General features: G+C 61.0%; 24 protein-coding genes. 14 read left to right on the top strand and 10 right to left on the bottom strand.

Annotated elements, in window-relative coordinates; genetic code table 11:
• Window positions 1–165 precede the first annotated feature (165 nt).
• From CUJ91_RS24855 to CUJ91_RS24835, 5 genes are all read left to right on the top strand, one after another.
• Window positions 166–399 (top strand): hypothetical protein, encoded by a 234-nt coding sequence (locus CUJ91_RS24855; protein ID WP_114157407.1) that lies wholly within the window; start codon window positions 166–168, stop codon window positions 397–399.
• Window positions 400–488: 89 nt separating this feature from the next.
• Window positions 489–722, top strand: a complete 234-nt coding sequence (locus CUJ91_RS24850) for a hypothetical protein (protein WP_114157406.1) — start codon at window positions 489–491, stop codon at window positions 720–722.
• Window positions 723–811: 89 nt separating this feature from the next.
• The gene (locus CUJ91_RS24845) at window positions 812–1,045 is read left to right on the top strand and encodes a hypothetical protein (protein WP_053860527.1); all 234 of its coding nucleotides are present in this window, start codon (window positions 812–814) and stop codon (window positions 1,043–1,045) included.
• Between the two features lie 89 nt (window positions 1,046–1,134).
• Window positions 1,135–1,368 (top strand): hypothetical protein, encoded by a 234-nt coding sequence (locus CUJ91_RS24840; protein WP_029968917.1) that lies wholly within the window; start codon window positions 1,135–1,137, stop codon window positions 1,366–1,368.
• Between the two features lie 90 nt (window positions 1,369–1,458).
• Complete coding sequence (locus CUJ91_RS24835; protein WP_029968918.1) at window positions 1,459–1,692, top strand: hypothetical protein; 234 nt, start codon at window positions 1,459–1,461, stop codon at window positions 1,690–1,692.
• 440 nt (window positions 1,693–2,132) lie between these two features.
• On the opposite strand, the gene CUJ91_RS24830 is transcribed toward CUJ91_RS24835, so the two are convergent.
• The 7 genes from CUJ91_RS24830 to CUJ91_RS24800 form a co-directional block, all read right to left on the bottom strand.
• Window positions 2,133–3,101, bottom strand: coding sequence for an ABC transporter permease (locus tag CUJ91_RS24830; protein ID WP_114157405.1), 969 nt, complete (start codon window positions 3,099–3,101; stop codon window positions 2,133–2,135).
• Entirely contained in the window at window positions 3,098–4,105 is a 1,008-nt protein-coding gene (locus tag CUJ91_RS24825; RefSeq protein ID WP_029968922.1) for an ABC transporter permease, read from the bottom strand. Before CUJ91_RS24825 ends, CUJ91_RS24830 begins: the two co-directional genes overlap by 4 nt.
• Window positions 4,102–5,658, bottom strand: a complete 1,557-nt coding sequence (locus CUJ91_RS24820) for a sugar ABC transporter ATP-binding protein (RefSeq protein ID WP_114157404.1) — start codon at window positions 5,656–5,658, stop codon at window positions 4,102–4,104. Before CUJ91_RS24820 ends, CUJ91_RS24825 begins: the two co-directional genes overlap by 4 nt.
• Window positions 5,659–5,668: 10 nt before the next feature.
• A complete protein-coding gene (locus CUJ91_RS24815) occupies window positions 5,669–6,688 on the bottom strand; it encodes an ABC transporter substrate-binding protein (RefSeq protein WP_006050394.1) in 1,020 nt (339 codons plus the stop codon).
• Window positions 6,689–6,758: 70 nt separating this feature from the next.
• Window positions 6,759–8,096, bottom strand: coding sequence for a metal-dependent hydrolase family protein (locus tag CUJ91_RS24810; protein ID WP_006050393.1), 1,338 nt, complete (start codon window positions 8,094–8,096; stop codon window positions 6,759–6,761).
• Window positions 8,097–8,202: 106 nt separating this feature from the next.
• Window positions 8,203–8,988 carry an alpha/beta fold hydrolase gene (locus CUJ91_RS24805; protein WP_006050392.1) on the bottom strand — a complete coding sequence of 262 codons (786 nt, stop codon included), beginning with the start codon at window positions 8,986–8,988 and terminating at the stop codon, window positions 8,203–8,205.
• The gene (locus CUJ91_RS24800) at window positions 8,989–9,867 is read right to left on the bottom strand and encodes a fumarylacetoacetate hydrolase family protein (RefSeq protein ID WP_114157403.1); all 879 of its coding nucleotides are present in this window, start codon (window positions 9,865–9,867) and stop codon (window positions 8,989–8,991) included.
• A gap of 139 nt (window positions 9,868–10,006) precedes the next feature.
• On the opposite strand from CUJ91_RS24800, the gene CUJ91_RS24795 reads away from it, so the two are divergent.
• Window positions 10,007–10,744: a FadR/GntR family transcriptional regulator gene (locus CUJ91_RS24795; RefSeq protein ID WP_107707898.1), complete on the top strand. Its 738-nt coding sequence runs from the start codon at window positions 10,007–10,009 to the stop codon at window positions 10,742–10,744.
• 45 nt (window positions 10,745–10,789) lie between these two features.
• Here CUJ91_RS24795 and CUJ91_RS24790 read toward each other — a convergent pair whose 3' ends face one another.
• Window positions 10,790–11,686: an oxidoreductase gene (locus CUJ91_RS24790; RefSeq protein WP_114158052.1), complete on the bottom strand. Its 897-nt coding sequence runs from the start codon at window positions 11,684–11,686 to the stop codon at window positions 10,790–10,792.
• Between the two features lie 272 nt (window positions 11,687–11,958).
• Complete coding sequence (locus CUJ91_RS24785; RefSeq protein ID WP_114157402.1) at window positions 11,959–13,368, bottom strand: amidase; 1,410 nt, start codon at window positions 13,366–13,368, stop codon at window positions 11,959–11,961.
• 189 nt (window positions 13,369–13,557) lie between these two features.
• Between CUJ91_RS24785 and CUJ91_RS24780 the strand changes: the two genes are divergently transcribed.
• Together CUJ91_RS24780 and CUJ91_RS24775 are read left to right on the top strand one after the other, a co-directional pair.
• Window positions 13,558–14,133: a TetR/AcrR family transcriptional regulator gene (locus CUJ91_RS24780; protein WP_006050387.1), complete on the top strand. Its 576-nt coding sequence runs from the start codon at window positions 13,558–13,560 to the stop codon at window positions 14,131–14,133.
• 176 nt (window positions 14,134–14,309) lie between these two features.
• Window positions 14,310–14,723: a VOC family protein gene (locus tag CUJ91_RS24775; protein WP_053860889.1), complete on the top strand. Its 414-nt coding sequence runs from the start codon at window positions 14,310–14,312 to the stop codon at window positions 14,721–14,723.
• 98 nt (window positions 14,724–14,821) lie between these two features.
• Here the strand turns inward: CUJ91_RS24775 and CUJ91_RS24770 are convergent, their stop codons facing one another.
• Window positions 14,822–16,051 carry an MFS transporter gene (locus tag CUJ91_RS24770; RefSeq protein ID WP_208716200.1) on the bottom strand — a complete coding sequence of 410 codons (1,230 nt, stop codon included), beginning with the start codon at window positions 16,049–16,051 and terminating at the stop codon, window positions 14,822–14,824.
• Window positions 16,052–16,199: 148 nt separating this feature from the next.
• On the opposite strand from CUJ91_RS24770, the gene CUJ91_RS24765 reads away from it, so the two are divergent.
• From CUJ91_RS24765 to CUJ91_RS24740, 6 genes are all read left to right on the top strand, one after another.
• Window positions 16,200–16,652, top strand: a complete 453-nt coding sequence (locus CUJ91_RS24765) for a winged helix-turn-helix transcriptional regulator (protein ID WP_006050384.1) — start codon at window positions 16,200–16,202, stop codon at window positions 16,650–16,652.
• A 619-nt stretch (window positions 16,653–17,271) separates the two neighbouring features.
• Window positions 17,272–18,267, top strand: a complete 996-nt coding sequence (locus CUJ91_RS24760; protein WP_244231082.1) for a glycosyltransferase family 2 protein — start codon at window positions 17,272–17,274, stop codon at window positions 18,265–18,267.
• Between the two features lie 48 nt (window positions 18,268–18,315).
• Entirely contained in the window at window positions 18,316–19,362 is a 1,047-nt protein-coding gene (locus tag CUJ91_RS24755; RefSeq protein WP_006050382.1) for a glycosyltransferase family A protein, read from the top strand.
• A 68-nt stretch (window positions 19,363–19,430) separates the two neighbouring features.
• Window positions 19,431–19,883, top strand: a complete 453-nt coding sequence (locus CUJ91_RS24750) for a hypothetical protein (protein WP_006050381.1) — start codon at window positions 19,431–19,433, stop codon at window positions 19,881–19,883.
• Between the two features lie 122 nt (window positions 19,884–20,005).
• Window positions 20,006–22,093, top strand: coding sequence for a haloacid dehalogenase (locus CUJ91_RS24745; protein WP_029968943.1), 2,088 nt, complete (start codon window positions 20,006–20,008; stop codon window positions 22,091–22,093).
• Window positions 22,094–22,376: 283 nt separating this feature from the next.
• The gene (locus CUJ91_RS24740) at window positions 22,377–23,216 is read left to right on the top strand and encodes an ABC transporter permease subunit (protein ID WP_114157400.1); all 840 of its coding nucleotides are present in this window, start codon (window positions 22,377–22,379) and stop codon (window positions 23,214–23,216) included.
• Window position 23,217: the final 1 nt, after the last annotated feature.

Below are 23,217 nucleotides of genomic sequence, written 5' to 3'. Positions count from 1 at the left end.
TGAAAAGCCCGCTGGTAAATTTTTAATTCCCCTTTGTTTTCAGCGGCTTGGACGGCTATTTCCGCTTTGCGCGATTAAGCCTGGCATACCCTGTGCAAATACCCCTGTGAGCGCAACGAATAGTGCTCTTCCTTCCAGACTGAAGACCCTCACAGGAGATTTACCATGAGCTCGCTGATCATCAAAGACATCGCCCATTCCGAAGACCTGTCCGCCAAGGCTCTGTCCGCTGTACGCGGCGGCAGCAACTACAACGTCGGCAACGTCAATGCCGCTTATGGCGGCGGCTTCGCCAGCCCAGGCGTCGTCGTGGCACCGGTCACGCAGACTGACACGCATACGAAGGTCGAGATCCCGACGATCATGAACTTCGGCGGCCTGCAGTTCGCCAAGGCGTGAGTTAAGCGCCGGGGAGAGCGGCGCTCTCCCCCTTGCTCGCCGAACGTACTTCCAACCCGAAACAAAGAAACAGCTCCAGGAGACTTACCATGACCTCGCTCACCATCAAAGACATCGCCCACACCGAAGACCTGTCCGCCAAGGCTCTGTCCGCTGTACGCGGCGGCAGCAACTACAACCTCGGCAACCTCAATGCTGCTTACGGCGGCGGCTTCGCCAGCCCCGGCGTCGTCGTGGCACCGGTCACGCAGACCGACACGCAGACGAAGGTCGAGATCCCGACGATCATGAACTTCGGCGGCCTGCAGTTCGCCAAGGCGTGAGTTAAGCGCCGGGGAGAGCGGCGCTCTCCCTGACGGCACGCCGACTGTACCTTCCAAACCCGAAACAGAGACATCTCAGGAGACTTACCATGACCTCGCTCACCATCAAAGACATCGCCCATACCGAAGACCTGTCCGCCAAGGCTCTGTCCGCTGTACGCGGCGGCAGCAACTACAACCTCGGCAACCTCAATGCTGCTTATGGCGGCGGCTTCGCCAGCCCGGGCGTCGTCGTCGCACCGGTCACGCAGACTGACACATACACGAAGGTCGAGATCCCGACGATCCAGAACTTCGGCGGCTTCCAGTTCGCGAAGGCGTGAGTTAAGCGCCGGGGAGAGCGGCGCTCTCCCCCTTGCTCGCCAAACGTACTTCCAACCTGAAACAAAGAAACAGCTCCAGGAGACTTACCATGACCTCGCTCACCATCAAAGACATCGCCCACACCGAAGACCTGTCCGCCAAGGCTCTGTCCGCTGTACGCGGCGGCAGCAACTACAACGCCGGCAACCTCAATGCTGCTTATGGCGGCGGCTTCGCCAGCCCGGGCGTCGTCGTGGCACCGGTCACGCAGACCGACACGTACACGAAGGTCGAGATCCCGACGATCCAGAACTTCGGCGGCTTCCAGTTCGCGAAGGCGTGAGTTAAGCGCCGGGGAGAGCCGCGCTCTCCCCGGCGGCACGCCGACCGTACTTCCAAACCGAAACAGACAAACAGCTCCAGGAGACCTACCATGACCTCGCTCACCATCAAAGACATCGCCCATACCGAACACCTCTCCGCCAAGGCCCTGTGCGCTGTACGCGGCGGCAGCAACTTCAACTTTGGCAACTTCAATGCTGCCTATGGCGGCGGCTTCGCCAGCCCTGCTATCGTCGTCGCACCGGTCACGCAGATCGACACGTACACGAAGGTCGAGATTCCGACGATCCAGAATTTCGGCGGCCTGCAGTTCGCCAGGGCATGAGTGCGAGGCATTGAGCGTTGCGCCCAGGGATCGGAGCCCGATCGCGTGACGCGGGCTTTCCGCAGCGTCGGGGGTGGCAAGCTTCGTCGACAGGACAGCGCGCGCTGTCTCGTTGACCGTTTCATAACAAGGGGAGCGTAGTGGCAGGACCAAGCGGTTGATCCAGTCACCCTAGTTCGTTATCCTTCCGAACCCTCCGGACTTGTCACCGAGGTTTGGATCTAAGGGCTCGCCGGCCACTCCACCCGGCGGGTTTTTTTCGCGCGCTTTTTAGTCCTGGTTTCGGCTGCGGCGCAGCCTGGTTCGGTGAATGGTTGTGAGCGACCCTACGTGCCTTAAATGTGTGGGCCGGTTTCTCCAAACGCCGCGGTGATGGATGTGGTATTGGCCGTAGAGCGCCTCCAGAAAAGCGCTGCATTACCCGCAGGGCGATGCCCGCATCAAGCCGCCAACGCCCGCCGTCCGACCGACCAGCGGTTCATCGTCAGAAACACGATCAGCGTCGCGCCGAAGATGCACTGACGTCCGGCCTCGCCGATCTGCAGCGCGGTCAGCAAACTGGTCAGCGCGGTGATGAACAGCGCGGCAATCGCCACCGCGATGTAATCGCCGCGTCCGCCGCCCAGCGACACGCCGCCGATCACCGCCACCACGACACTCGTCAGCACATAGCCGCTGCCGAGTCCGAGAAACGCCTGGCCGACGTAGCCCACCAGCAGCACGCCGGTCAGCGCGGCAATCATCGCGCTCGCCGTATAAGCCGCGATGCGCACCGCTCGCACGCGAGTGCCGGTGAGCAGGGCGGCGGTGGGATTCGCGCCGGTCGCCATCAGGCGGCGTCCCCATGCGGAGCGATCCAGAAACCACCAGACCGCGGTTCCCGCGACGAGCCACAACACGGCGATCGTCGGTACGCCGGCCACGCTGCGTCCGGCGAGCGCAACGAGCGTCGTACTGGCCGCGGTATTCACATGCATGAGCGACGACCACACGATCAAACCGCCGTCGACCAGACTCGCCATTGCGAGCGTCATCACCAGCGGCGGCACTTTGAACACTGTGATCCCGCAACCGTTGACCACTCCGACCACCGCGCCGCACAACGCCGCCGCAAAAAACGCGAGCGGCAAGCCAACCGGCAAACCCGCGGGCGCCACGTTGATCACCGCTGCGCCGATGATCCCGCCCAACGTCGCGACGGCGCCGACCGACAGGTCGAGCCCCTGGCCGCCGGCCATCATCGCGAGCGTCTGAGAGATGCCGAAGAGGCCGAGGAAAGTGGCAATCTTCAACTGGTTGCCCAACTGGTCCGCGTTCGTAAAGCCGGGCACCGCCCACTGTCCGCCGACCATCACGAGAACGACGAGCACCAGCAGCAACATGCGCCGGGAAGTCAGCGTCGCGCTCATGCCGGTTTCCTCGCGCCGATGAAAGTGCAACCGAGCGCGAGCAGAATCACCGCGCCCTTGAACACTTCCTGATAGTTGCTCGGAATGCCCGCGAAGTAGACGACGTTGCCGATCAGCACGAGCACCAGCGCGCCGCAGATCGCGCCGAGCATCGAGCCGCGTCCGCCCGCGAGCGAAATCCCGCCGATCACGACCGCTGCCACCGAATTCAACGTGTACGGCAAGCCGAGGCGCGCATCGCCCGACGAGGTCTGCGCGGAGATGCAAAGCGCCGCGCCGAACACGAACAGCCACGCGAGCACATAGCCGAGCAGCTTGACGAGCCGCGTATCGACGCCGGACTTGAACACGGCATCCGCCGAGCTGCCGGTCGCGATCAATCGGCGTCCGAAGCGATGACGTTGCAGCAGTGCCCACAACGCGCACGCCGCGAGCACCGGAATGGCCGCAAGCGGAAACACGCCGACGCGCATCGCAAACCACTCGCCGAGTATTTCCGGCACTGCGCCGCCGGGCTGCGGCATCAGCAGCAGGGCGCCGCCGAACCAGATCGCGCCGGTGGCGAACGTCGCGATCAGCGCGCTTTGCCGCAGGTAGCCGACCAGCAAGCCGTTGCAGACACCCGCCGCAACCGCGATGACAAGCGCCGCGACGCAGGTCGCCGCCGTGCCCCAGCCGGTGAGCGACGGCACTGCGGCGAGCACGCAATTGATCAGCGAGATCCCGGACCCCACTGAAAGATCCAGCTCGCCGAGCAGCACGATCACCGCCTGCGCCATGCAGACGAGAATCACGGGCGCCGCGTTTTGCAGGTTGCTCGACAGCGAATCGGCGCTGAAGAAATCGGGCTGAAGAAACGCATTGCAGGCCAGCACGATCAGCAGCATCGCGACGCCCGGCAACGCACTGCTGTTGCGTGACGTGATCGCGTGAATGCATTGACGCAAACCGTGGACGGGCTGCTCGCGCGCAGGCTGAAGTCGTTCGGTCAGGCCGGCTTTCATGCGGCGCTCCTGCCGAACAGCGCGCTCGTGACGCGGGCTTCGTTCATGTCGGGTCCTTCGAGTTGCGCGACCACGCGGCCTTCGTACATCACGATCAGGCGGTCGCAAACGGCGAGCAGTTCATCGGTGTCGGATGCGTAGACGATCGCGGCGGCGCCCGCTTCGGTCAGCGCGCCGATCGCTTCGTAGATCTCCTTGCGCGCGATCACATCGACGCCCTTGGTCGGATCGCTCAGCAGCAGCACCTTGATTCGGCGATCGAGCCAGCGGCCTATCACGACCTTTTGCTGATTGCCGCCCGACAGCGCGCGCACGGGTTGTCGCGCGTCGGACGTCTTGATCCGCAGACGCTTCACGGCAAAATCGACCAACTGGCGAATGGAAGCACTTCGCAAACGCCAAGGCTCGCGCTGAAAATTGGCCGCCACTTGCGCGAGATTGAACTCGACCGAATGATCGAGCCACAGTCCCTGCCGATGCCGATCGTTCGGCACCAGACACACGCCCGCGTCGATCATCTGACGCGGCGAGCGGACAGCGATCGGTGCGCCGTCGAGCGTTATCTCGCCATCATCGAGCTTGCGATATCCGGCGAGCGCATCGAGCAATTCTTCCTGCCCGTGTCCTTGCAGTCCGGCCACGCCGAGTATTTCGCCTTGCCGCAATTCGAACTCCACGCCGCGCAGGCGGGCGCCGGCGCGCAGTCCACGCGCGCTCAACGCGATAGGGCTGATGTCGTTGGACGCGCTAGCTGTAATCACGGCACTCATGCGCGGACTGTGTTGCGAATGCCGGCGAGCGGCCGCACTTTCATCGTGCATATCCGCAGCAGTTGCGCCGCCCATCCACGCAAGCACGCGCGCTTCGTCGAGCTTGCCTTGCACCGGAATTTCGCCGGCATGCCTTCCGTTGCACAACACCATCACGCGATCGCACAGCGCCTGAATTTCCGCCATTCGATGCGAGATGAACACGATCGCTGTGCCGCGCGCGGCCAGTGCGCGGATCACGCGCATCAGGCTCTCGACTTCGGCGGCGGCGAGCGCAGCCGTCGGTTCGTCGAAGATCAGCACGCGCGGTTCGAGCGCCAGCGCCTTGGCTATTTCAACGAGCTGCTGATCCGCGACAGAGAGTTGCCCCGCGGGAAGGTCCAGGTTCCAGCCGGCACGCAGGCTCGAGAGCAACTGCGCCGCGCGCCGCCTTGCCGCCGTGCGATTGAGAAAGCGCCCACGCCGGCACATTTCCGCGCCGAGAAACACGTTCTCCCAGACCGGCAGATCGGGTGCGAGCCCCGGATGCTGATGCGCGATCGCAATGCCCGCCGCGCGAGCCGCACGCGGCTCGCCGGGCGGCAGACGATGCGAGTCGAGCGAAAGCGTGCCCGCGTCGGGCCGATTGTCGCCGGCAAGAATGCTCGACAGCGTCGACTTGCCGGAGCCGTTCGCGCCGAGCAAACCGAGCACTTCACCGGCATTCACTTCGATGCTGACGTTATCGAGCGCGACCACGCCGCCATAGCGCCGCGTGATTCCTGTGGCAGTCAGTAAAGGCATGCGCGTTCCGTCAGGGCGTGAAGAGCGCGTCGAGCTCCGGCTCGCTCAGCCATTGCCCCAGAAAATAGCTATCGGGCTTGCCGTTCATCGACGCAAGCGTGGCGTCGAGCGTGTCGGCGGTGACCGTCTTCGTGATCGGGAAGTAGTAGGTGTTGTCCGGCAGCGGCTTGAGCTTGTGGCCCTGCGCGAGCCGCACTGCGATGCCGAGCGCGGTCCGGCTGATGTCGGGCGGATTCACCTGCACGAACACCTTCATCGGATTGCCCGCGTCGCGCTGCTTCTTCCATTCCTGGAGGAAGCCTTTCTGCGCTTCGCCGGTCATCACCGCGACGCGCCGGTTCGCGTTCTCGAACGCACGCAGCACGCCGAGCGCCATCGCGTCTTCGGTAAAGACCGCGTCGATTTTCGGTTGCGCGGCGATCACCGTTGCCATCACCGCCTGCGCCTTCGCTTCGTCCCATTCGCCATAACCGGACCACACGACCTTGATGCCGGGATACTTCGCGAAGGTGTCGAGCGCCGCTTTCTTGCGCGCTTCGGCTGCCGGATGACCGGGAATGCCGTCGAGGACCACGACGTTACCCTTGCCGTTCAATTGCTGCACGATCCACTCGGCGTAGCGCTGCCCCCACTTGTAGTGATCGACGGTGACGTTCACCGCGTATTTGTTCGACACGGCCTGATCGAACGAAACAACAGGAATCTTGCTACGCTGCGCTTCGGAAATCACGCCGTTTAGCGCGGTGGCCGAATTCGCGTCGACCATGATCGCGCCGGTTTTCTGGCGGATCATGTTGCGCATGTCCTGGATCTGCTGGCCCGTATTCGTCCCCGATTGCTGGATCACGAGATTGCCCGCGAGACCCTTGGACTTGTAGGTCTGAAACTGTTCCTTCGCGCCGTCGACCATCTGGTTGCGCCATTCGGTTCCGAAATAACCGTTCGATAAACCGATATCCGGCGCGGCGGCCCAGGCCGACGCGCACACGAAGCTCGCCGCGCAAGCGGCGAGCAGAGCAAGCGATTTCATGCTGTCTCCCGTCCCGTGAACAGGGGTTGCTGTTTTGATGGGCCCGCCGCCGCGCCGAAGTCCGCGCCGCTCAGTGAACCGGCGCGTGAGTCGTCTGCGCGACGCCGGCATCGGCCGGCAACGGCGCGCCCGCATGCAGTTCGCCGCGCGGCGGTACGACGTCGTGCGAGGTCTTGAAGATCTCGCCGTCCTTCATCACGAGCGTGATTTTTTGCGGGTCCTGCAGCACGGCCAGGTCCTTCAGCGGATCGCCATTGACGAGCAGGATGTCAGCCAGATATCCCTCGCGAATCTGGCCGAGTTCATGCGGCCGCATCATCAGTTCACCGCCATATCGGGTGGCCGCCAACAGCACTTCCATCGGCGTCATGCCGATGTACTTCACGAAGTATTCGAGGTCCCGCGCATTCGTGCCGTGCGGCATCCATGCGAAGCCGTAGTCGCCGCCGGGCAGGATGCGGATGCCGCGCTTGTGCATCTTCTGCAGCGTGATCGCCGCGGTTTCGAGCTCGCGTTTATAGCCCATTTGCGTGGCGGCCGCTTCGCTGATGCCCCACGGTTCCGCGTGATACAGCGTGCTGATCAGCCAGCCGATTCCCGGCGCGACGAAGTGCTTGTCCTTGTTCGCTTCGAGCATGTCGAGCGCTTCTTCGTCCGCGAAGCTTGCGTGGAAGATCAGTTCCAGTCCGTGACGCACGCATTGCTTGACCGACTCGCTCGAACGCGCATGCGCGGCGACGCGCTTGCCTGCGCGTTTGGCCTCGGCGGCGAGCATGGCGATTTCTTCTTCCGAGAATGGCGACGATTCCGCCGAAATCCCGGCAATGTACTCGCCGGACAGATTGATCTTCAGATGATCGACCCCGTACTTGACGAACATGCGCGTGGTGGCGCGCATCTCTTCGGGACCGCTTACCACCGCGCCGAAGTTCAGTTCCTTGAACGGCATGTGCGGCAGGGTGTTGTCGGCGAGGCCGCCGAGTATCGTGATCTCCTGGCTGCCGGCCAGATAACGCGGGCCGGGGAATTCGCCTGCGTTGACCGCGTTGCGTAGCACGACATCGAGCCGCGGCTTCGCGGCCGCCGCGCCGAGCGCCGAAGTCCAGCCCATCTCCAGATAGCGTTTGGCGACGCGCACGCACCACAGCATGTGTTCTTCCGGCGGCATGAACTGAATCGCCGACAACGAAGGCTGATCGTTCCATGAGAAATGCGTGTGCGCCTCCGTCATGCCGGGCATCAGGAACGCGCCCTTGCCGTCGATGCGCTGCGCGTGCGGCGCGCTGACCGGCTCGCCTTCGCGTCCTACCTTGGCGATGCGTTGACCTTCGACGAGCACTTCGCCTTTGAAGGGTTGCGCGCCGCTGCCATCGAAAACCGTTACGTTCGTGAATACGATCGAGCTCATGTGTCTCCTCCAGGCGGGCGGACTGCGACTGGCGCGCATCTCGCCCTAAGGGTTATGTTTCGCTAAAGACGTATCACCCGCTTGGGCCTTGTCGGTCACTTCTTTATCAGCGGGCGGCGCTGTAGAACGCCTGCAATTGAGCCTGCGATTCCGCGGGCTTTTCGAACGTCGTCCAGTGTCCGCAGCCGCTCAGCACGACAACCTTCGCGCCGGCGATGCGCTCGCCCATCGCCTGCACGGCTTCGGGCTTGCCCACGCCGTCCTGATCGCCGGTGACGAGCAACGTGGGCACCTTGATCTGTTCGACCGGCGCGGCCTGTGCGCCAGCCAACGCTTCGCAGCTTTGCGCGTAGCCTTCCGGCGACTGGCGCATCACGCTCTCGCGCACCAGCGCGAGCGTGACGGGGCGCTGAGCCTTGGTCTCGTCGCTCGTCGCGCCTTTGACGATCGCATCGGCGATCTCCTGCAAGCCCGCGACGCCCTTGTCGCGTGCGAGCGCCGCGCGCTGACGCATGCCCTCGCGGCCGGCATCGGGCGGCGCGAGCAGCGGCCCGAACAGCGCGAGGCTCTTCACCAGTTGCGGATGTCGGATCGCAAGATGCTGCGCGACGATGGTGCCCATTGAATGCGCGACCACGTCCGCCTGTTCGATCTTCATCTCGCGCAGCGCGGCGGCGATCACGTCCACGTAGCCGTCGATCGACAGCTTCTGCGCCGGCAGTTCCGAGCGCGCGCTGCCAGGAAGGTCGATGCGAATTACCCGCTTGCCTTCGAATGCGCCGAGCACCGGCGTCCAGTTATTCGACGAGCCGCCGAGACCGTGAATGCACACGACGGGCGCGCCGTCGCCTTGCGTTTCGATGTAAAGACCCTGGACCAGAGTTGTTGCCATTTATGCCACCTCGTTTTCAAGGACGCCGACGCGCGGAATTTCCATTCGCACGACGTCGCCGGATTGCAGGAAGCGCGGCGGATTGAAACCGATGCCGACGCCCGCCGGCGTGCCGGTTGCAATCACGTCGCCCGGTTGCAGTTCGATGCCGGCCGAAATGGTTTCGATCAGCGTGGGGATGTCGAAAATCAGATGCCGCGAGTTCGACGATTGACGCAGCTCGCCGTTGACCCAGCAGCGCACGTCGATGTCGTTGGCGTCGAGTTCGTCGGCGGTGACGAGATACGGGCCCATCGGGCAAAAGCCGTCGAGCGATTTGCCGAGGAACCATTGGCGATGCAGCTTTTGCAGATCGCGCGCGGTCATGTCGTTGATCAGCGTGTAGCCGAACACGTGCGCGAGTGCATCCTGCTTGCGAATACCGCGGCCCGCTTTGCCGATCACCACGCCGATCTCAACCTCGTAGTCGAGTTGCTGCGTGACTGCGGCGTGACGCGGAATCTTGTCGCCTGGGCCGATCACCGTCGTCGCGGGTTTGGTGAAGACGACCGGTGCTTCGGGAATGTGTTCGCCGGCCTGGGCGCTTTTGTCGAAGCCGGATTTGCTGAACTCTTCCGCATGGTCGTGATAGTTCTTGCCCACGCAGAAGATGTTGCGACGCGGCTGGTCGATCGGCGCCAGAACCGTGACGCCGCTCAAGGGTCGGCCGTCGTGCTTCGGCACCAGCGCGCTCCTGATCGACGAATAGTCATGTACCAATTGGATCATATCGCCGCGAAAGCCGTTGCTCAATTCCGCTACGGGCCAATACTGTTGCCGTTCGGGATCCACCACAGCAACGGTTTTCGCGCCGTTCACCAGCAAATTTGCCAATTTCATGTCGAGCCCTTAATCTAGGTCCAGTTGGTGAGAATTTGTGTCACTGTAGGACCAAATGCGACCACAACCAACCAGGGTTAACCAAAAATAAGTACCAATTGGTTCTATGCAAGAGGCTTCACCGGCAAGGAAGAAAGTCATGGGCGACGTTGAGACCGGCAAGATTTCTGTGAGAGCGGAGGGCGCGCGTGCGCTTGCGAGCTATCTGGAAGAGGCCATCCGCACCGGGCGTTTGCGAGAGGGCGTCAAGCTTCCCGCCGAGCGCGAATTGAGCGAGGAATTCGGCGCGTCACGCGGGGCGGTGCGGCGCGTGCTGGCCGATCTGAAGGGGCGCGGGTTCATCACGCAGGTGGTGGGAAGCGGCACTTTCGTGCTGCCGCAGAAGGACGTCGCCGCAGCGGCGGTGCGTGTGGAAGCGCAGAACGCGCAGGCCGCGCATGGCGCACAAGAGGTCGTGCAGACCAGTCCCGCAGAGCTGATGGAAGCGCGTTTGCTGATCGAACCGCTGATGCCCGGCTTGATCGTGCGTTATGCGACGGCCGCGGACTTCGCGCGGATGGTCGAATGCATCGAGCGTTCCGAAGCCGCGCAGAGCATCGAAGAGTTCGAGAAGTGGGACGGCGAATTGCATAAGACATTCGCGCTGGCCACGCACAACAGCTTCTTTCTGCGCGTGCTCGAACTGACCAACGAGGTGCGCGAGCAGGGCGAGTGGGGCCGGCTCAAACGCAAGTCGCTGACGGCCGAGCGGCGCGCAGAATATGAGGCGCAGCATCGCGCGATCGTCGATGCGCTGCGCGACCGCGACGCCGATCTCGCGTGCGAATTGCTGACCGGACATTTGAAGCAGATCCGGCACAACCTGTTTGGCGGGTGAGTCCGAGAGTGGGCGCGTCGCGCCGTCACATCCTTCGTGGAAGTATTAGCCCGGTCCGTCGCTCGCGGCCGCGAGGAGCGGCACGACCAGATCGCTGATCGGTGTGGCGATACCGTGAGACCGGGCACGTCGCTGCACGACGCCGTTGCGGCTGTCCCATTCGAGCGGGCGGCCAGCCTCCCGGTCGGCGAGGATCGAAGTGCCCAGGTCGGCCGGATAACCACGAAATGCATCGACGATTTCTTGCGGGACTTCGTCGCCGAGTGTCGCGCCTTCCGCACGGGCAACCTCGAGACATTCCTGCAAGTAGGCGAGAGCCAGGCCGGCGATATCGGCTCGTGAGTACATGCCGGCACGGCGGCCCGCCAGAACCATTAAACCTGCGACAGCATTTTGCAAAAGCTTGCGCCACGCGACGGATGTGAAATCGGCTGCTACGTCGACCGAACACCGTGTGCCACTCAATGCCGCAAGGACAAGGCTGGTTTCCGGCGTGTCCGGCAACGTAATGCGAGCTTTGCCGCGTAGCCAGACCGAGGCGTCCGGTTCGCGTTGAGCAGGAAACCAAACCACCGAGGGTAAGACTGGACTGCCGGGCACATGCGGCGCGACAAGCGCTTTCTGTTCGACGCCGTTTTGCAGCACGCAGACCACGGTGTTCTTGTTGCACAACGCGGAGAGCCACGGCGCTGTTGCGTCGATTTGCGTTGACTTCACCGCGACAAAAACCAGGTCGAACGTGTTGTCGACTTCGGACGGATTGGTGCGCACAGGTCCCGGCACCGCGATGCGGCCGCCGTCGAAGCGCAGTTCCAGCTGTTCGTGCGCCGAGCGGCCGAAAATGGCCGGCGTGCGTCCGACTTCATGAAGCGCCGCCGCTACGGTCGTGCCGATTGCTCCCGGCCCAACCAGGGCGATCGTTGGATTTTCTGACATCGTCATCATCGTCCCGTTTCAATAGTCAGTGTAGTTAGTGCGGGTTTGGCAGCATGCCGCGCCGGCAGTTTGAGCAGTAGTTCGTTGAGCGACCACGCAGGTTTTAGCACATCGGCGAACTCGCTGCAGGCAGGCAAATCGCCGAGGTCGATTTCTCGATTTGCTGCGGGCCGTCGAGCGCGTCGTACATGTTTGCGGCCAGATGCGAAGTCTAAACTTTTGCCGCTCCGATCGCTTGATCCAGTGCGGCGATGGCCGGTTTGCGCAGGGCTGAAGGCTCAAATATGCGGATGTAGATCGCGCACCGGGCTGACCGATTCGAGTAGTGACGCAACGTGAAGAATGGTTGACTCAGCCTGCCAACTCCCGACAATCTGCACGTTGATCGGCAGGCTTTCCTTGCTCGTGCCGAATCGCATCGAGATGCCAGGCAAGCCCGTGACGTTCAACGGCACAGTTGCGCCCTGCAGATAGGTGGCATCCACTGTGTGGCCGTTGATCGAGAACGTCTCCACGCCGTGCTTGTGAGCCGGGATCGGAAGCACATGCGTAATCAGCGCGTCGTAATTCCGGAAGTATTCGGCGTATCCGTCTCGCAGACGCTCGGCCGCCTGTTCAGCGTCGATGTAGTCCCTCATCGAAGTGTCGGGCAGGGCCAGCATCGTTTTGGCCATCTTGTAGAGTTCGTCCTCAGCGCGACCTGCTGTCACTTCCGCAAAGGCCGGCTTCATTTCCATGACGTGCAGGCGGTTGAAGACGTCGAGAGCGAAGTCACGCTCGAGGGCAGGAATGCGTACAGGCTCCACCACTAGCCCCAAACTTTTGAGCGCTTCCGCCGCCGCCTGCACCGTTGCCGCGACTTGCGGATCGACGGGCCCGAAGCCCGGCTCAACCATCCAGCCCACTCGCAGCGGACGGTCTGGTGAGCGGCCCACGCCGGCATCGAACGGGACGGTACTGCTTGCAAAAGCGTCGTGCCCATCGGGACCGGACAGCTGCGAGAACGCGAGCGCCAGGTCGCGGATGCTGCGAGCCATCGGACCCACGTGCCAGAAGCGGCGTGGGGCGCGCGGCCAGATCCCTGTCATGGGCACGCGTCCGTGAGTCGCCTTTAGCGACACGATGCCTGTCTGCGCAGCGGGTCCGCGCACAGAGATCGCCAGATCGGTGCCGAGCCCCAGCGGCGACATACCCGCTGCGATGGCCGCCGATTCGCCGCCGCTGGAGCCGCCCGGAGTGCGCTCCAGATCCCACGGATTATTCGATCGGCCACTGAGCAGATTGTCGCTTTCGATCCAGTACGAGAATTCGGGCAAGTTCGTTTTTGCGAGAAGGATGCCGCCTGCATTTTTCAGCCGGGCCACGCTAGTTGCGTCGGCGTCAGGAACGCGTCCTTTAAAGATGGGCGAGCCACGTTGCGTAGCCACGCCCGCCGTGTCGATCGAATCTTTTGCAGTGAAGGGCACTCCGTGCAGGGGCCCCAACGCCTTGCCCGACAGCACTGCCGTTTCGGCAGCCCTGGCGGCTTCCAGCGCATCGTCCGCGACCGTCACGATCGCATTGACTTTCGGATCGACCGCGTCGATGCGATCAAGGTGTGCCTTCACGACCTCGACGGGCGAGACTTCGCGTGTGCGGATCAGTTCGGCCAGTCGGGTGGCATCGAGGTAAAGGAGTTCGGAGGTCATGGTTTTTCCTTGGCGGTTGTGGGACGGATTGAGTCAAAATGGATGAGACTACCTAACAGTAGTTAGACAGCCATTATCAAAAAAATGCCGCTCTTGCGATGCGACATGCGGGTTGTCTACCTAACGTTTGTTAGGGGCAACTTTAGGCGGTACAATGCGTCAGGTCAACAACTTTTTGAGGAGACCGTCGTGACCATTGCAGCCGTCACCGGCTCAGGGGACCGCATCCTTGCTGCTGCGACAAGAATGGCGCAGGCGCACGGCTATACCGGGCTCAATATTCGGGACCTGGCGCAGGATGTCGGCATTAAAGCTGCCAGCATTTACCATCACTTCGCGAGCAAGGCGGACCTCGCGGCGGCAGTCGCGCGACGCTACTACGAGGACGCGGCCGCTGCGCTGGAAGAACTCTCGGCGGCATCAGGCGATCCGCTCGTCAGTTTGCGTCGATACCCGGAGACGTTTCGCCGGTCTTTGGAGTGCGACAACCGCATGTGCCTGAGCAGCTTCATGGCCGCGGAATACGACGATCTGCCTGAAGCGGTCAAAAAGGAAGTGCAGGCCTTCGCTGACGTCAACGTGGCCTGGCTCCGTCGGTCGCTGGAGGCGTCTGGCGTCGTCACCGGCGAGGGGAGCCGCGAACGCGCGTGCGCGATTTACGCCGCAGTCGCGGGCGCTCAGTTGATGGCGCGCGGGCGGGCGGACATTGCCTTGTTCGACACCTTGATCGGCACTTACAGGGCAGTCGGCTTGTTGCCAGGGTAAGAGGTCGGACCAACATCGGCCTAATCCGCGAGATCGTCGAAAGCGGACATGTTATTTTTGAGCGCGCGTTGCGCGTTCAAAAATTCTTCGCGGCTTTCGTCGATTCTTCTGCACGTCATTCGTCGGTATGTGTGGTGGCGGCAATCCTGCCGCGGCTAGATCTCAAAGGAAAAATGATGACCAAGATGATCTTCGTTAACCTGCCGGTGACGGACCTGGAGCGGTCGAAAGCCTTCTACGCGGCAGTTGGCGCGGTCAATAATCCCGCATTCAGTGACGATACCGCCGCGTGCATGGTGCTCTCCGATACCATTTTCGCGATGCTTCTCACACACGACAAGTGGCGCCAGTTCACCAGCAAGCGGATTGTCGATGCGCACACCGACGCGCAGGTGCTGCTCTGTCTGTCGGCGGATGATCGCGAGCAGGTATCCAGCCTTGTCGAAAAGGCGAGTAATGCCGGCGGCAAGGCAGACCCTACGCCTGTGCAGGATTTCGGCTTCATGTATGGCCGCAGTTTCGAGGATCCGGACGGTCATATCTGGGAAGTGATGTGGATGGATCCCGAGGCGGTTCCCCCACACGGCTGACGAGTACTTCGCCGGGCAGGAGCCTTCGCGACGAGTCGCGAAGGCCGCGACAGTCCGGCTTCGACAGGAACGGGCACAGACGATCCGGCAAGCGGCATTTATCTCCCGGCATGCCGGACCGTCGCTGCCCAGAATGCGAGTGCAGTCATGCTGACGACGAAACCTAGTGCGCAAACGCCTGGCCACCCTGCACGCGAATAAATCACCGTCGACGATATCGCGCCCAAGCCGCTTCCTGCGGAATAAAAAAGCATGTAGCAGCCGACCAACCGTGCGTGCGCCTCGGGACGCGTGCTGAATATCATGCTCTGGTTGACGACGTGTATTGCTTGCCCGCCTATGTCAAGAAGTATGACGCCAACAATCAATAGGATCACTGACTTATCGATAAGCGAGATCGGTAGCCATGACGCGCAGAGAAGAACCAGCGCGACGCACGTTGTGGTCTGACCGTGGCCCCGGTCGGTCAAGCTGCCGGCACGTGCCGCCGCCATTGCGCCGAGTGCCCCGACCAGACCGAATGCACCTATGTCCGTATGTGACATTGCATGAGGCGGCGCACTTAGCGGTAGAACAAGTGCACTCCAGAAAATGCTGAATGCTGCGAACATGAGAAGACCAAGGAAACCTCGTACCTGCAGTACGCGCTCACGCAGCAGGAGTTCGATCATCGAGCGCAGCAGGCCGGCGTAGCTCAATTGCACTCGGGACGGCCGCGGAGTCGGTAGAAAGAGAAGAAGCACAATCAGCATGCCGACAGCGGAAATTGCAGACACGAGGTAGACGGCTCGCCAGCCAGCCACATCTGCCACGACGCCGGCGAGTGATCGAGCCATCAGCAAGCCAATGACAACACCGCCCTGTGCCGTACCGACTACTCTGCCGCGCTCGCTTTCGTTGGCAAGTGCGGCGGCGCACGCGATCAGAACCTGCGTCATTGCCGTGCCGAGCAATCCGACGCCAATCATTCCAGCGAGCAACGCATGCTGCGATCCTGATAGAGCCACGGCTACGCACGCGATGGCGAGCAAAACCAGCTGGCAGACGATAAGCCGCTTGCGGTTGATCAGGTCGCCGAGCGGCACGACAAACATCAGCGAAATCGCGCAGCCCACTTGAGTCGCTGTTATGACGCCACCCACATCGGAATGAGAAATATGGAAGTCGTGGGAGATGGCGTCGAGCAACGGCTGGGCGTAGTAGACGTTGGCAACGCTCACCGCACAACACACCGACATCAGGGCGACGAGGCCCCTGGGCATTTCTTTGCGCTCTATCGAGTCAGTGGGCGGATCATGCTGCACTTCGGGGGTACAGGACGTGCTCATGGAAAAGTCGGTTTGTGTAGTTTCAAATTGCAACTACGAAGAGTGTAGGGACAGTTGTTTTAAAATGCAACTTACGATTGAGCTTACGTGCGACCGTCGGTAATGTCGGTCGGGCTCGGACGTTCGCATTGGGATCGAGGAGCGCCAGATGGCCAGACAGAGAAGTCTTGTTGATTTATCGTGCCCCGTTGGCCGGGCGATTGACATCGTGGGAGACAGGTGGGCACTGCTGATAGTTAGAGACGCCTTCGACGGCGTGAGCCGGTTCGGTGAGTTCGTTTCCAGCCTGGGCATCGCCCGCAATATTCTGGCCGACCGCCTCAAGATGCTCGTTGAAGGCGGGGTGTTCGAGGTTGTGCCGGCGTCGGATGGTTCCGGACACCAGGAATACGTCCTGACGAAGAAAGGCGAAGCGCTTTTCCCTGTCATTGTGATGTTGCGTCAATGGGGCGAGGCCAATCTGTTTGCTCCGGGAGAGAAGCACTCGGTACTGGTGGACCGCAAGACGGGACGCGTAATCAAGAAGCAGACATTGAGGCACGACGATGGCCGCTTGCTGAATGCAGCGACCAGCGCGGTCCGAAAGGTGGCGCAGCCATAACGTTTCTGGCCGCTATTCTCGAAGCGCGAATTTAGCCGCGCCGTCCCAATGTACGCGAAACGCGTATCGCTCGATTCATAAACGACTGGCCGATTACGGCGGCAACGGCACGTCTTCGATCAGCTCGGCTTTTTACAGCGTGCATCCTGCAATCGACGAAACAGCCGCCGCCTTCCGCGTAGTGCAGATGGAGCAGTCTGCATAACCTGTTCCCATTCTGCGAAGCGATTGTACGAAAAGTAGCGCCGTGCGAATAAGCGCATCTACGGACGACTAAATACGATTATTTCGTACGACGATATTATCGACGATTCAGCGATTCGCGACATTACTACTCGACTTTAGGCCGCGCCGACTGCACTGATTATATGAACGCATAACTTGAATATCGCCAGGCACTCTGTTGCTGCGCGAGGGCAGGGTGCGCGAATCCGGTTCGGGCGAAGTAACGCAACCTACCGTCCGGGCCGGCGGCTGATTCAACGAAAAAGCGTACCCGTGAGCGGCTTCGCAAAACGGATGTGTTCAGGATGTATTCATCCAGGCGGGCTGGAGGTAGTCGATGAGAGTTCGATACAGCGAATGTCCAGCGAACCATTCCGAGCTGTTCTTCTCGGTCGTGATCGCCAACTACAACTACGGTCGCTTTCTCCGGCAAGCGGTGGAAAGCGCGCTGACGCAGGATTGGCCGCACGTCGAAGTCATCGTCGTCGACGACGGCTCGACCGATAACTCCGCGGAAGTCATTGACTCGTTTGGCGAAGCGATTACGGCCATCTTCAAGGAGAACGGTGGTCAGCGTGAAGCGAACAACATGGGCTTCGCGAAGAGTTCGGGCGACGTCGTTATCTTCCTCGATGCGGACGACGTTCTGGTGCCCGGCGCACTGCGCTCGATCGCCTCGGTGTGGCGCACCGGCCTCACCAAAGTGCAGGTATTGATGGAGCGAGTCGACGCACACGGGCGTCCCATACACAACGACAACGCCATTCCGAAGATTCGAAACGTGATTCCAAAGGTCCCGCCGGGACTCTCGCCGGAGGCGATCCGTCAGTGGGCATACAGGACGTCGGAGTATCCCACGCCGCCCGGTTCGGGAAATGCGTGGGCGCGCAGCTTCCTCAGAAAGATCTTTCCACTGGACGCGAGTTGCGATTCGTTCACGGATTCGACATGCATCGCGATGGCTCCCTATATGGGCGACGTCGAGACGATTCCCGCGCCTTTGGTGCTCTATCGCATGCATGGCGAGAACGATAGCGCGATGAGCGCGAACACGAATAACTTCGGCCGCGAGATTGCGCGGGCGCTCAAGCGACACCATGCCGCGTGCAAAGCCTGCGCCATGACCGGCAGGCCGCCACCGCCGATTAGCACCCTGTTCTGCGCACCGCATTTGCTTCAATTGCGAGTTGCTTCTTTGCGGCTGACGCCGGAAAAGCATCCGCTGCCCGGCGACAGCCGATTGCGCGCCCTGCGCGACGCATTGTCCATTCCCTTTCGCCCGAACTTCGAGCGAGCCGCGTTTCGTTGCCTGATTGCGGGATGGAGCATCGTCACGTTGCTCGCCCCCATGAACATTGCAAGATCACTCATCCGGCGCCGATTCGTTTGAACGTATCCGGTCGGTCAGATCGCCTTGAGCTCTTGCCGGGAAGTCACCATGAAAGAAATGAACGTTGTGATCTGCAACTACAACTATGAAGAGTATCTGGCACAGGCAATAGATTCCGCGCTCGCGCAGGACTACATGAATACACACGTCATCGTCATCGACGACGGATCGACGGATGGATCGCGCGCCATCATGCAAGCCTACGCCACGCGCATAACGACTATTTTCAAGGACAACGGCGGGCAGGTCTCTGCCTACAACCTGGCGCTTCAGCGGCTCAAGACGGGCTATGTTCTGTTTCTCGATTCGGACGACGTACTCTATCCCGGCGCAGTGACCGAAGTGATGCAGAGCTTCGAGAGAGAAAACGTGGCAAAGGTGCAGTTCCGGCTGGATGTGATCGACTGCACCAGCAAATGTACGGGAGTTTATGTACCTCACTCGTTAGCCGACGGCGACTGTTTGAAACCTCTGCTCGACGGATGGCTGTACCCGTCACCGCCTGCATCCGGCAACGCGTATAGCGTCAGTGCGCTGCGAAAAATCTTCCCCGTACCAGAGACGGCCAAGAGCCGGTATGGCGCGGATTTCTACGCGATTTACGGGGCGGCTCTGGTTGGAACAGTATTGAGCATTCCAAAGTCGCTCGGTGGCTACCGCGTGTATTGCGGGGCGCGAGGCGCTACGTTTGCTAATTCGGAGCAGACCGACAGGGCGCCTAAAGCATTCACGTCGCGGTGGGCGACTCTGCGCGAAATAGCATCGCGCCGCCTGGGCATGCAGTTGCCACGCGACTTTCACGATTTCGCGCTTGAAAGGGCGTATTTCTGCGCGAGCGTCTACAACGCGCCGCTGACGGCCCGCTGGCGCTGGATGTTAAAACATTCGCATGCTTATCTCCATGCGATCGTGGCAAATCCGTTCTGGAGCCTGAAGAAAAAGCTCGGGACGCTCGCGCTTTCCAGTCTTTGTCTCGTTCCATATTCGCCTATTGCTGATTACGCAGTCCGTTATATTTGCAACCCGTTAGCTCGCAATCACACCGCTAAAAAAGGAGTTCGTGTTGTTAGCGAAGCACGAGCGACGCACTTATAGGAGCGAGGCGCGTCACAGAACCCGGCCGTGCTTTACACCGTGAACACCTCAAGGCTTTGAGGATCGCTATGAAAGACGAATTACTGACGAAAGACGTGGCGCGCAGCTTTCATGACGCGGAGCTACTGTCCGTGACACATGATCGCGCCAGGTCCGAATTACGCACGACGTTCGCGCTGAGGGGCGACAACGTGCGAGCAATAACCTGCGAAGGAATACATGCGCTGAGGGCGGCAGACATCATTCGTCACAACGTGGTGTCGAGGGTATTGCTATCTTCGTGGCATCGATTCGCGGAGGGTGAACTGGCGGCGAAAGTCAACTGGGCCAATTCACTCGATGGCACCGAGGTCCGCCTTGGTTCGCCCTCCATGACGAGGTACGAGACGAGCATCGCCAGTGGGGATTGGAATCTGCTGGTGATCGAGCCGTCATATGGCGCGGAGATCGTCGTGATCTGCGACCGGGTAGCTTTAACCGCTTGCGTTGACGATGAGTCATGGTTGATGAGTCATGGCTGACGGCGCGCGTTTTTTAGATCGTTAGTGTTGAACCGGCGTGCGGAAGACCCATGCCGGGCGAGCGAGCAGACAAGCTCGGCGCGGTCGAAAGTAGTCCCTCTCTTTTAAGGCGGAAGGCACCGATGAATGCGACGAACCTCCTTCTCGAACGCGTCATCAACCAACGATTTGTATCAGCTGGCATCCAGCAACTTTTTGCGGGGATGAATCCACTACACGACCTGGATGCACAGCGAATCTGGACCGGCGATGGCCTCGTCTCTTTCGATGCGTTCGACACTTTAATAACAAGGCCCTTGCGGCGGCCCTCCGATCTGTTCCTCGTGGCGGGATATCGGCTGCAACGCGAATTTGGTTCTGTCGTCGAGCCGGGCGAATGGATGGCGATCAGGCAATCGGCGGAGTGGAGGGCACGCAAGGCCCGTGTCGAGCGTGAAGTGACGCTCGACAACATTTATGCGGAGATCGCAGAGTCGGTGGATTTGCCACGCGAATTCCTGTGTGCGGCGCAGGGCATCGAAGTCGCGCTCGAAAAGCGCTTGTTACGTCCCATAACCGGCATGGTCGAGATATTCAATCGCTTGTCGGCATTGGGAAGAACGGCAATTATTTCGGATATCTACTTTTCGCGATCGGATCTGGAAAGCATGCTCAGCGGTTGCGGCGTGCGCGTGCAGCCGGGGCAGTTGTTCATTTCATGCGAGAACCGTCGTACCAAGAGGAGTGGGACTCTCTTTTCGGATGCGAAAGGCAGTGGAGTCAAACACCTGCACGTCGGAGACAACGTATTCTCCGATGTATTCCAGGTATGGCGCGTAGGCGGTCGTGCCGCGCCGTTCTTCAAGACTGCGCCCGGGCGGCTCGAACGCGAACTGGACAAGGCGGCGATCGAGCCGCCGCTGCTTGGGTCTGCTCTGTCGGGAAGCGCGCGCACGGCGCGGCTGCGCGTCAAGCCCGTCAGCGACCACGACGAGACGCTCGCAGAGGTATCGGCTGGCTTCGTGGGTCCGTTGCTGCTCGCGTTTGTCGTGTGGATTCTCACAGAGGCGAGACGCAGGAAAGTCGATCGATTGTTCTTCCTCGCGCGTGACGGCCAGATACTTTTATCGATTGCGAAAAAGATAGTAAGCGCATACGACTTGCCGATCGATTTGCGGTATCTGCACGTGTCGCGGCAATCGCTTCACTTGCCTGCTGTTCTGGACATATCGGAAGGCGACCTGAGTCATTTCGGTTTCAAGGCAGGCAATTCGCTCGCGGACGTGTTCAGAAAATTCGATCTGGATATCAATCACACGGCCATCGCCGGTTTGCAGGAACGTCTTGGTATTCGCTCCCCGCATGCCGCGATGAGTCGCGCTGAAGTAGAGCAGTTGATCCGGTACATCCAGACAGACGATCAGGTTCGCGATCTGATCAACGCGTCCGCTTCTTCTGCGCGACGGCTACTGCTCGACTATCTGGAGCAGCACGCATTCTTCGCGGACGGTAACGTCGGTGTCGTCGATATTGGATGGCGCGCAAATTTGCAGCGCTCGCTGGCAAAGGTTGCGTGCAGTCGGGAAGCAGGCTTCGACCGACGCCTCTCGGGCTTTTACTTTGGCCTCTATCATCGTCCGGAAAACTGCGGCAGCCTCGATGACTATCTCAGCGAGTCCGTGGGAGAGCCTATAAGACCGCTGATTCGCGCGCCCATATTCGAAGCCTTGTGTGCGGCGGATCATGGCACGACGACCGGATACACGCGGGCAGACGACGGCTCTGTCTTTCCAAAGCTTCTCACTCGCGACAATCCGCAGGCGCTGGAATGGGGTTTGAAAATCCAACAGGATGTCATCAACGCTTATGTCGACGATGTGCTGGCTGTGCTGACGGCGGCTGAAATCGACATACTGGATTGTATGGACGGCTTGGCGCGCGGGGCGGCCGTCGTGACGAGCCAGGTGATAGGCTCGCCGTCACGTAAAGAGGCCATCGCGCTAGGCTCGTTTCCGCATGCGAGCGATCAGTTGCATAACGTGTTTGGGCAAGTCGCGCCTCCGTTGCCGCTCAGCGCGCGCAAGTGGATCTCGAGACTGGTAGCGCGTGATGGCGAGCCGATGATTTCCGAATGGCCTGAGGCAAGCGTGGTTCGCGCAGCGCCGCCGCTTACGGCTGGGATGATGCTGGGCGGTCTCAGCGTGGCGAGATGGTTACGCAGGCGTCTGTAGCCCGCCGGCTTCTGAAGAGGAGAAAACGACTAACAATATTGGATGCTTTGCTATGGCGGCGCAGTGCTAAACACGTCGTTATGTTTTCAAAGTACGTAACATCGCATGGGAGGGTGACGCAATACGGACGGAATTCGTCGTTATAACGGCATGCCGGTGCACATTGCATACGCAGCGCATATCGTTAGAAGGATTGATTCGTTGGAGAACAGCAAAGTTTTTACTTAGGCTGCGGGATGTATCTCCACACTCCTTCCCGATGACTCATGACGTCTCCCGCCGCATGGCCGACCTGACTTCCCTCCGCAACAGCTATGTCGCCGCGCAACCGTCTCGCGTAGGCGTTTCTCAAGCGACGCTGTACATCTGGCTCTCGTGGATAATTCCCGCGGTCGTCGTGCTGCTGTGGGAAACCGCGGCACGCGTCGGATTCATTGCGCCGCAAGTGCTGCCTGCTCCGAGCAGCGTGCTTGAAACCGCCGTGAACCTGGCACGTAACGGCGATCTTTTCGTTCATCTCGGTGTCTCGCTGCTGCGCGCCGCGGGCGGGTTTGTGATCGGCGGAACGCTCGGTCTCGCGCTTGGTGTCATCGTCGGCTTTTCGCCGCTTGCACAGGCGCTTCTCGACCGCTCCGTTCAGATGGTGCGTGCGGTTCCGTTCCTCGCCATGCTGCCGCTCGTGATCGTCTGGTTCGGCGTCGGCGAAGTCGCGAAGATTTTCCTGGTGGCGCTCGCGGTGCTCTTTCCGATTTACATCAACACGATGCTCGGCATTCGCCAGATCGATCCGAAGCTCATGGAGCTTGGCCGCGTGGTCGGACTCGAGCGGGCCGCGATCGTGCGGCGGATCATTCTTCCGGGCGCGATGCCGTCCATTCTCACGGGCGTGCGCTACGCGCTCGCGCATGCGTGGCTCGCGCTGGTCATCGCCGAAACGCTCGCAACGACGAAGGGCATTGGCTTTCTCGCGATGGATGCACGCGAATTCCTCAATACGAACGTCATCATCCTCACGATGATCATTTACGCGATCATCGGCGTCGTCGCGGACGCGCTGGTGCGTCTGCTCGAAGGCCGCTTCCTCTCGTGGCACGCGAATTACACGAAAGGAGCGCGCAAGTGAA

This window comes from Paraburkholderia graminis (genome assembly GCF_003330785.1).
GTDB lineage: Bacteria > Pseudomonadota > Gammaproteobacteria > Burkholderiales > Burkholderiaceae > Paraburkholderia > Paraburkholderia graminis.
Note: the sequence above shows the minus strand (reverse complement) of the source record. Positions and strands in the feature narration are given on the sequence as shown.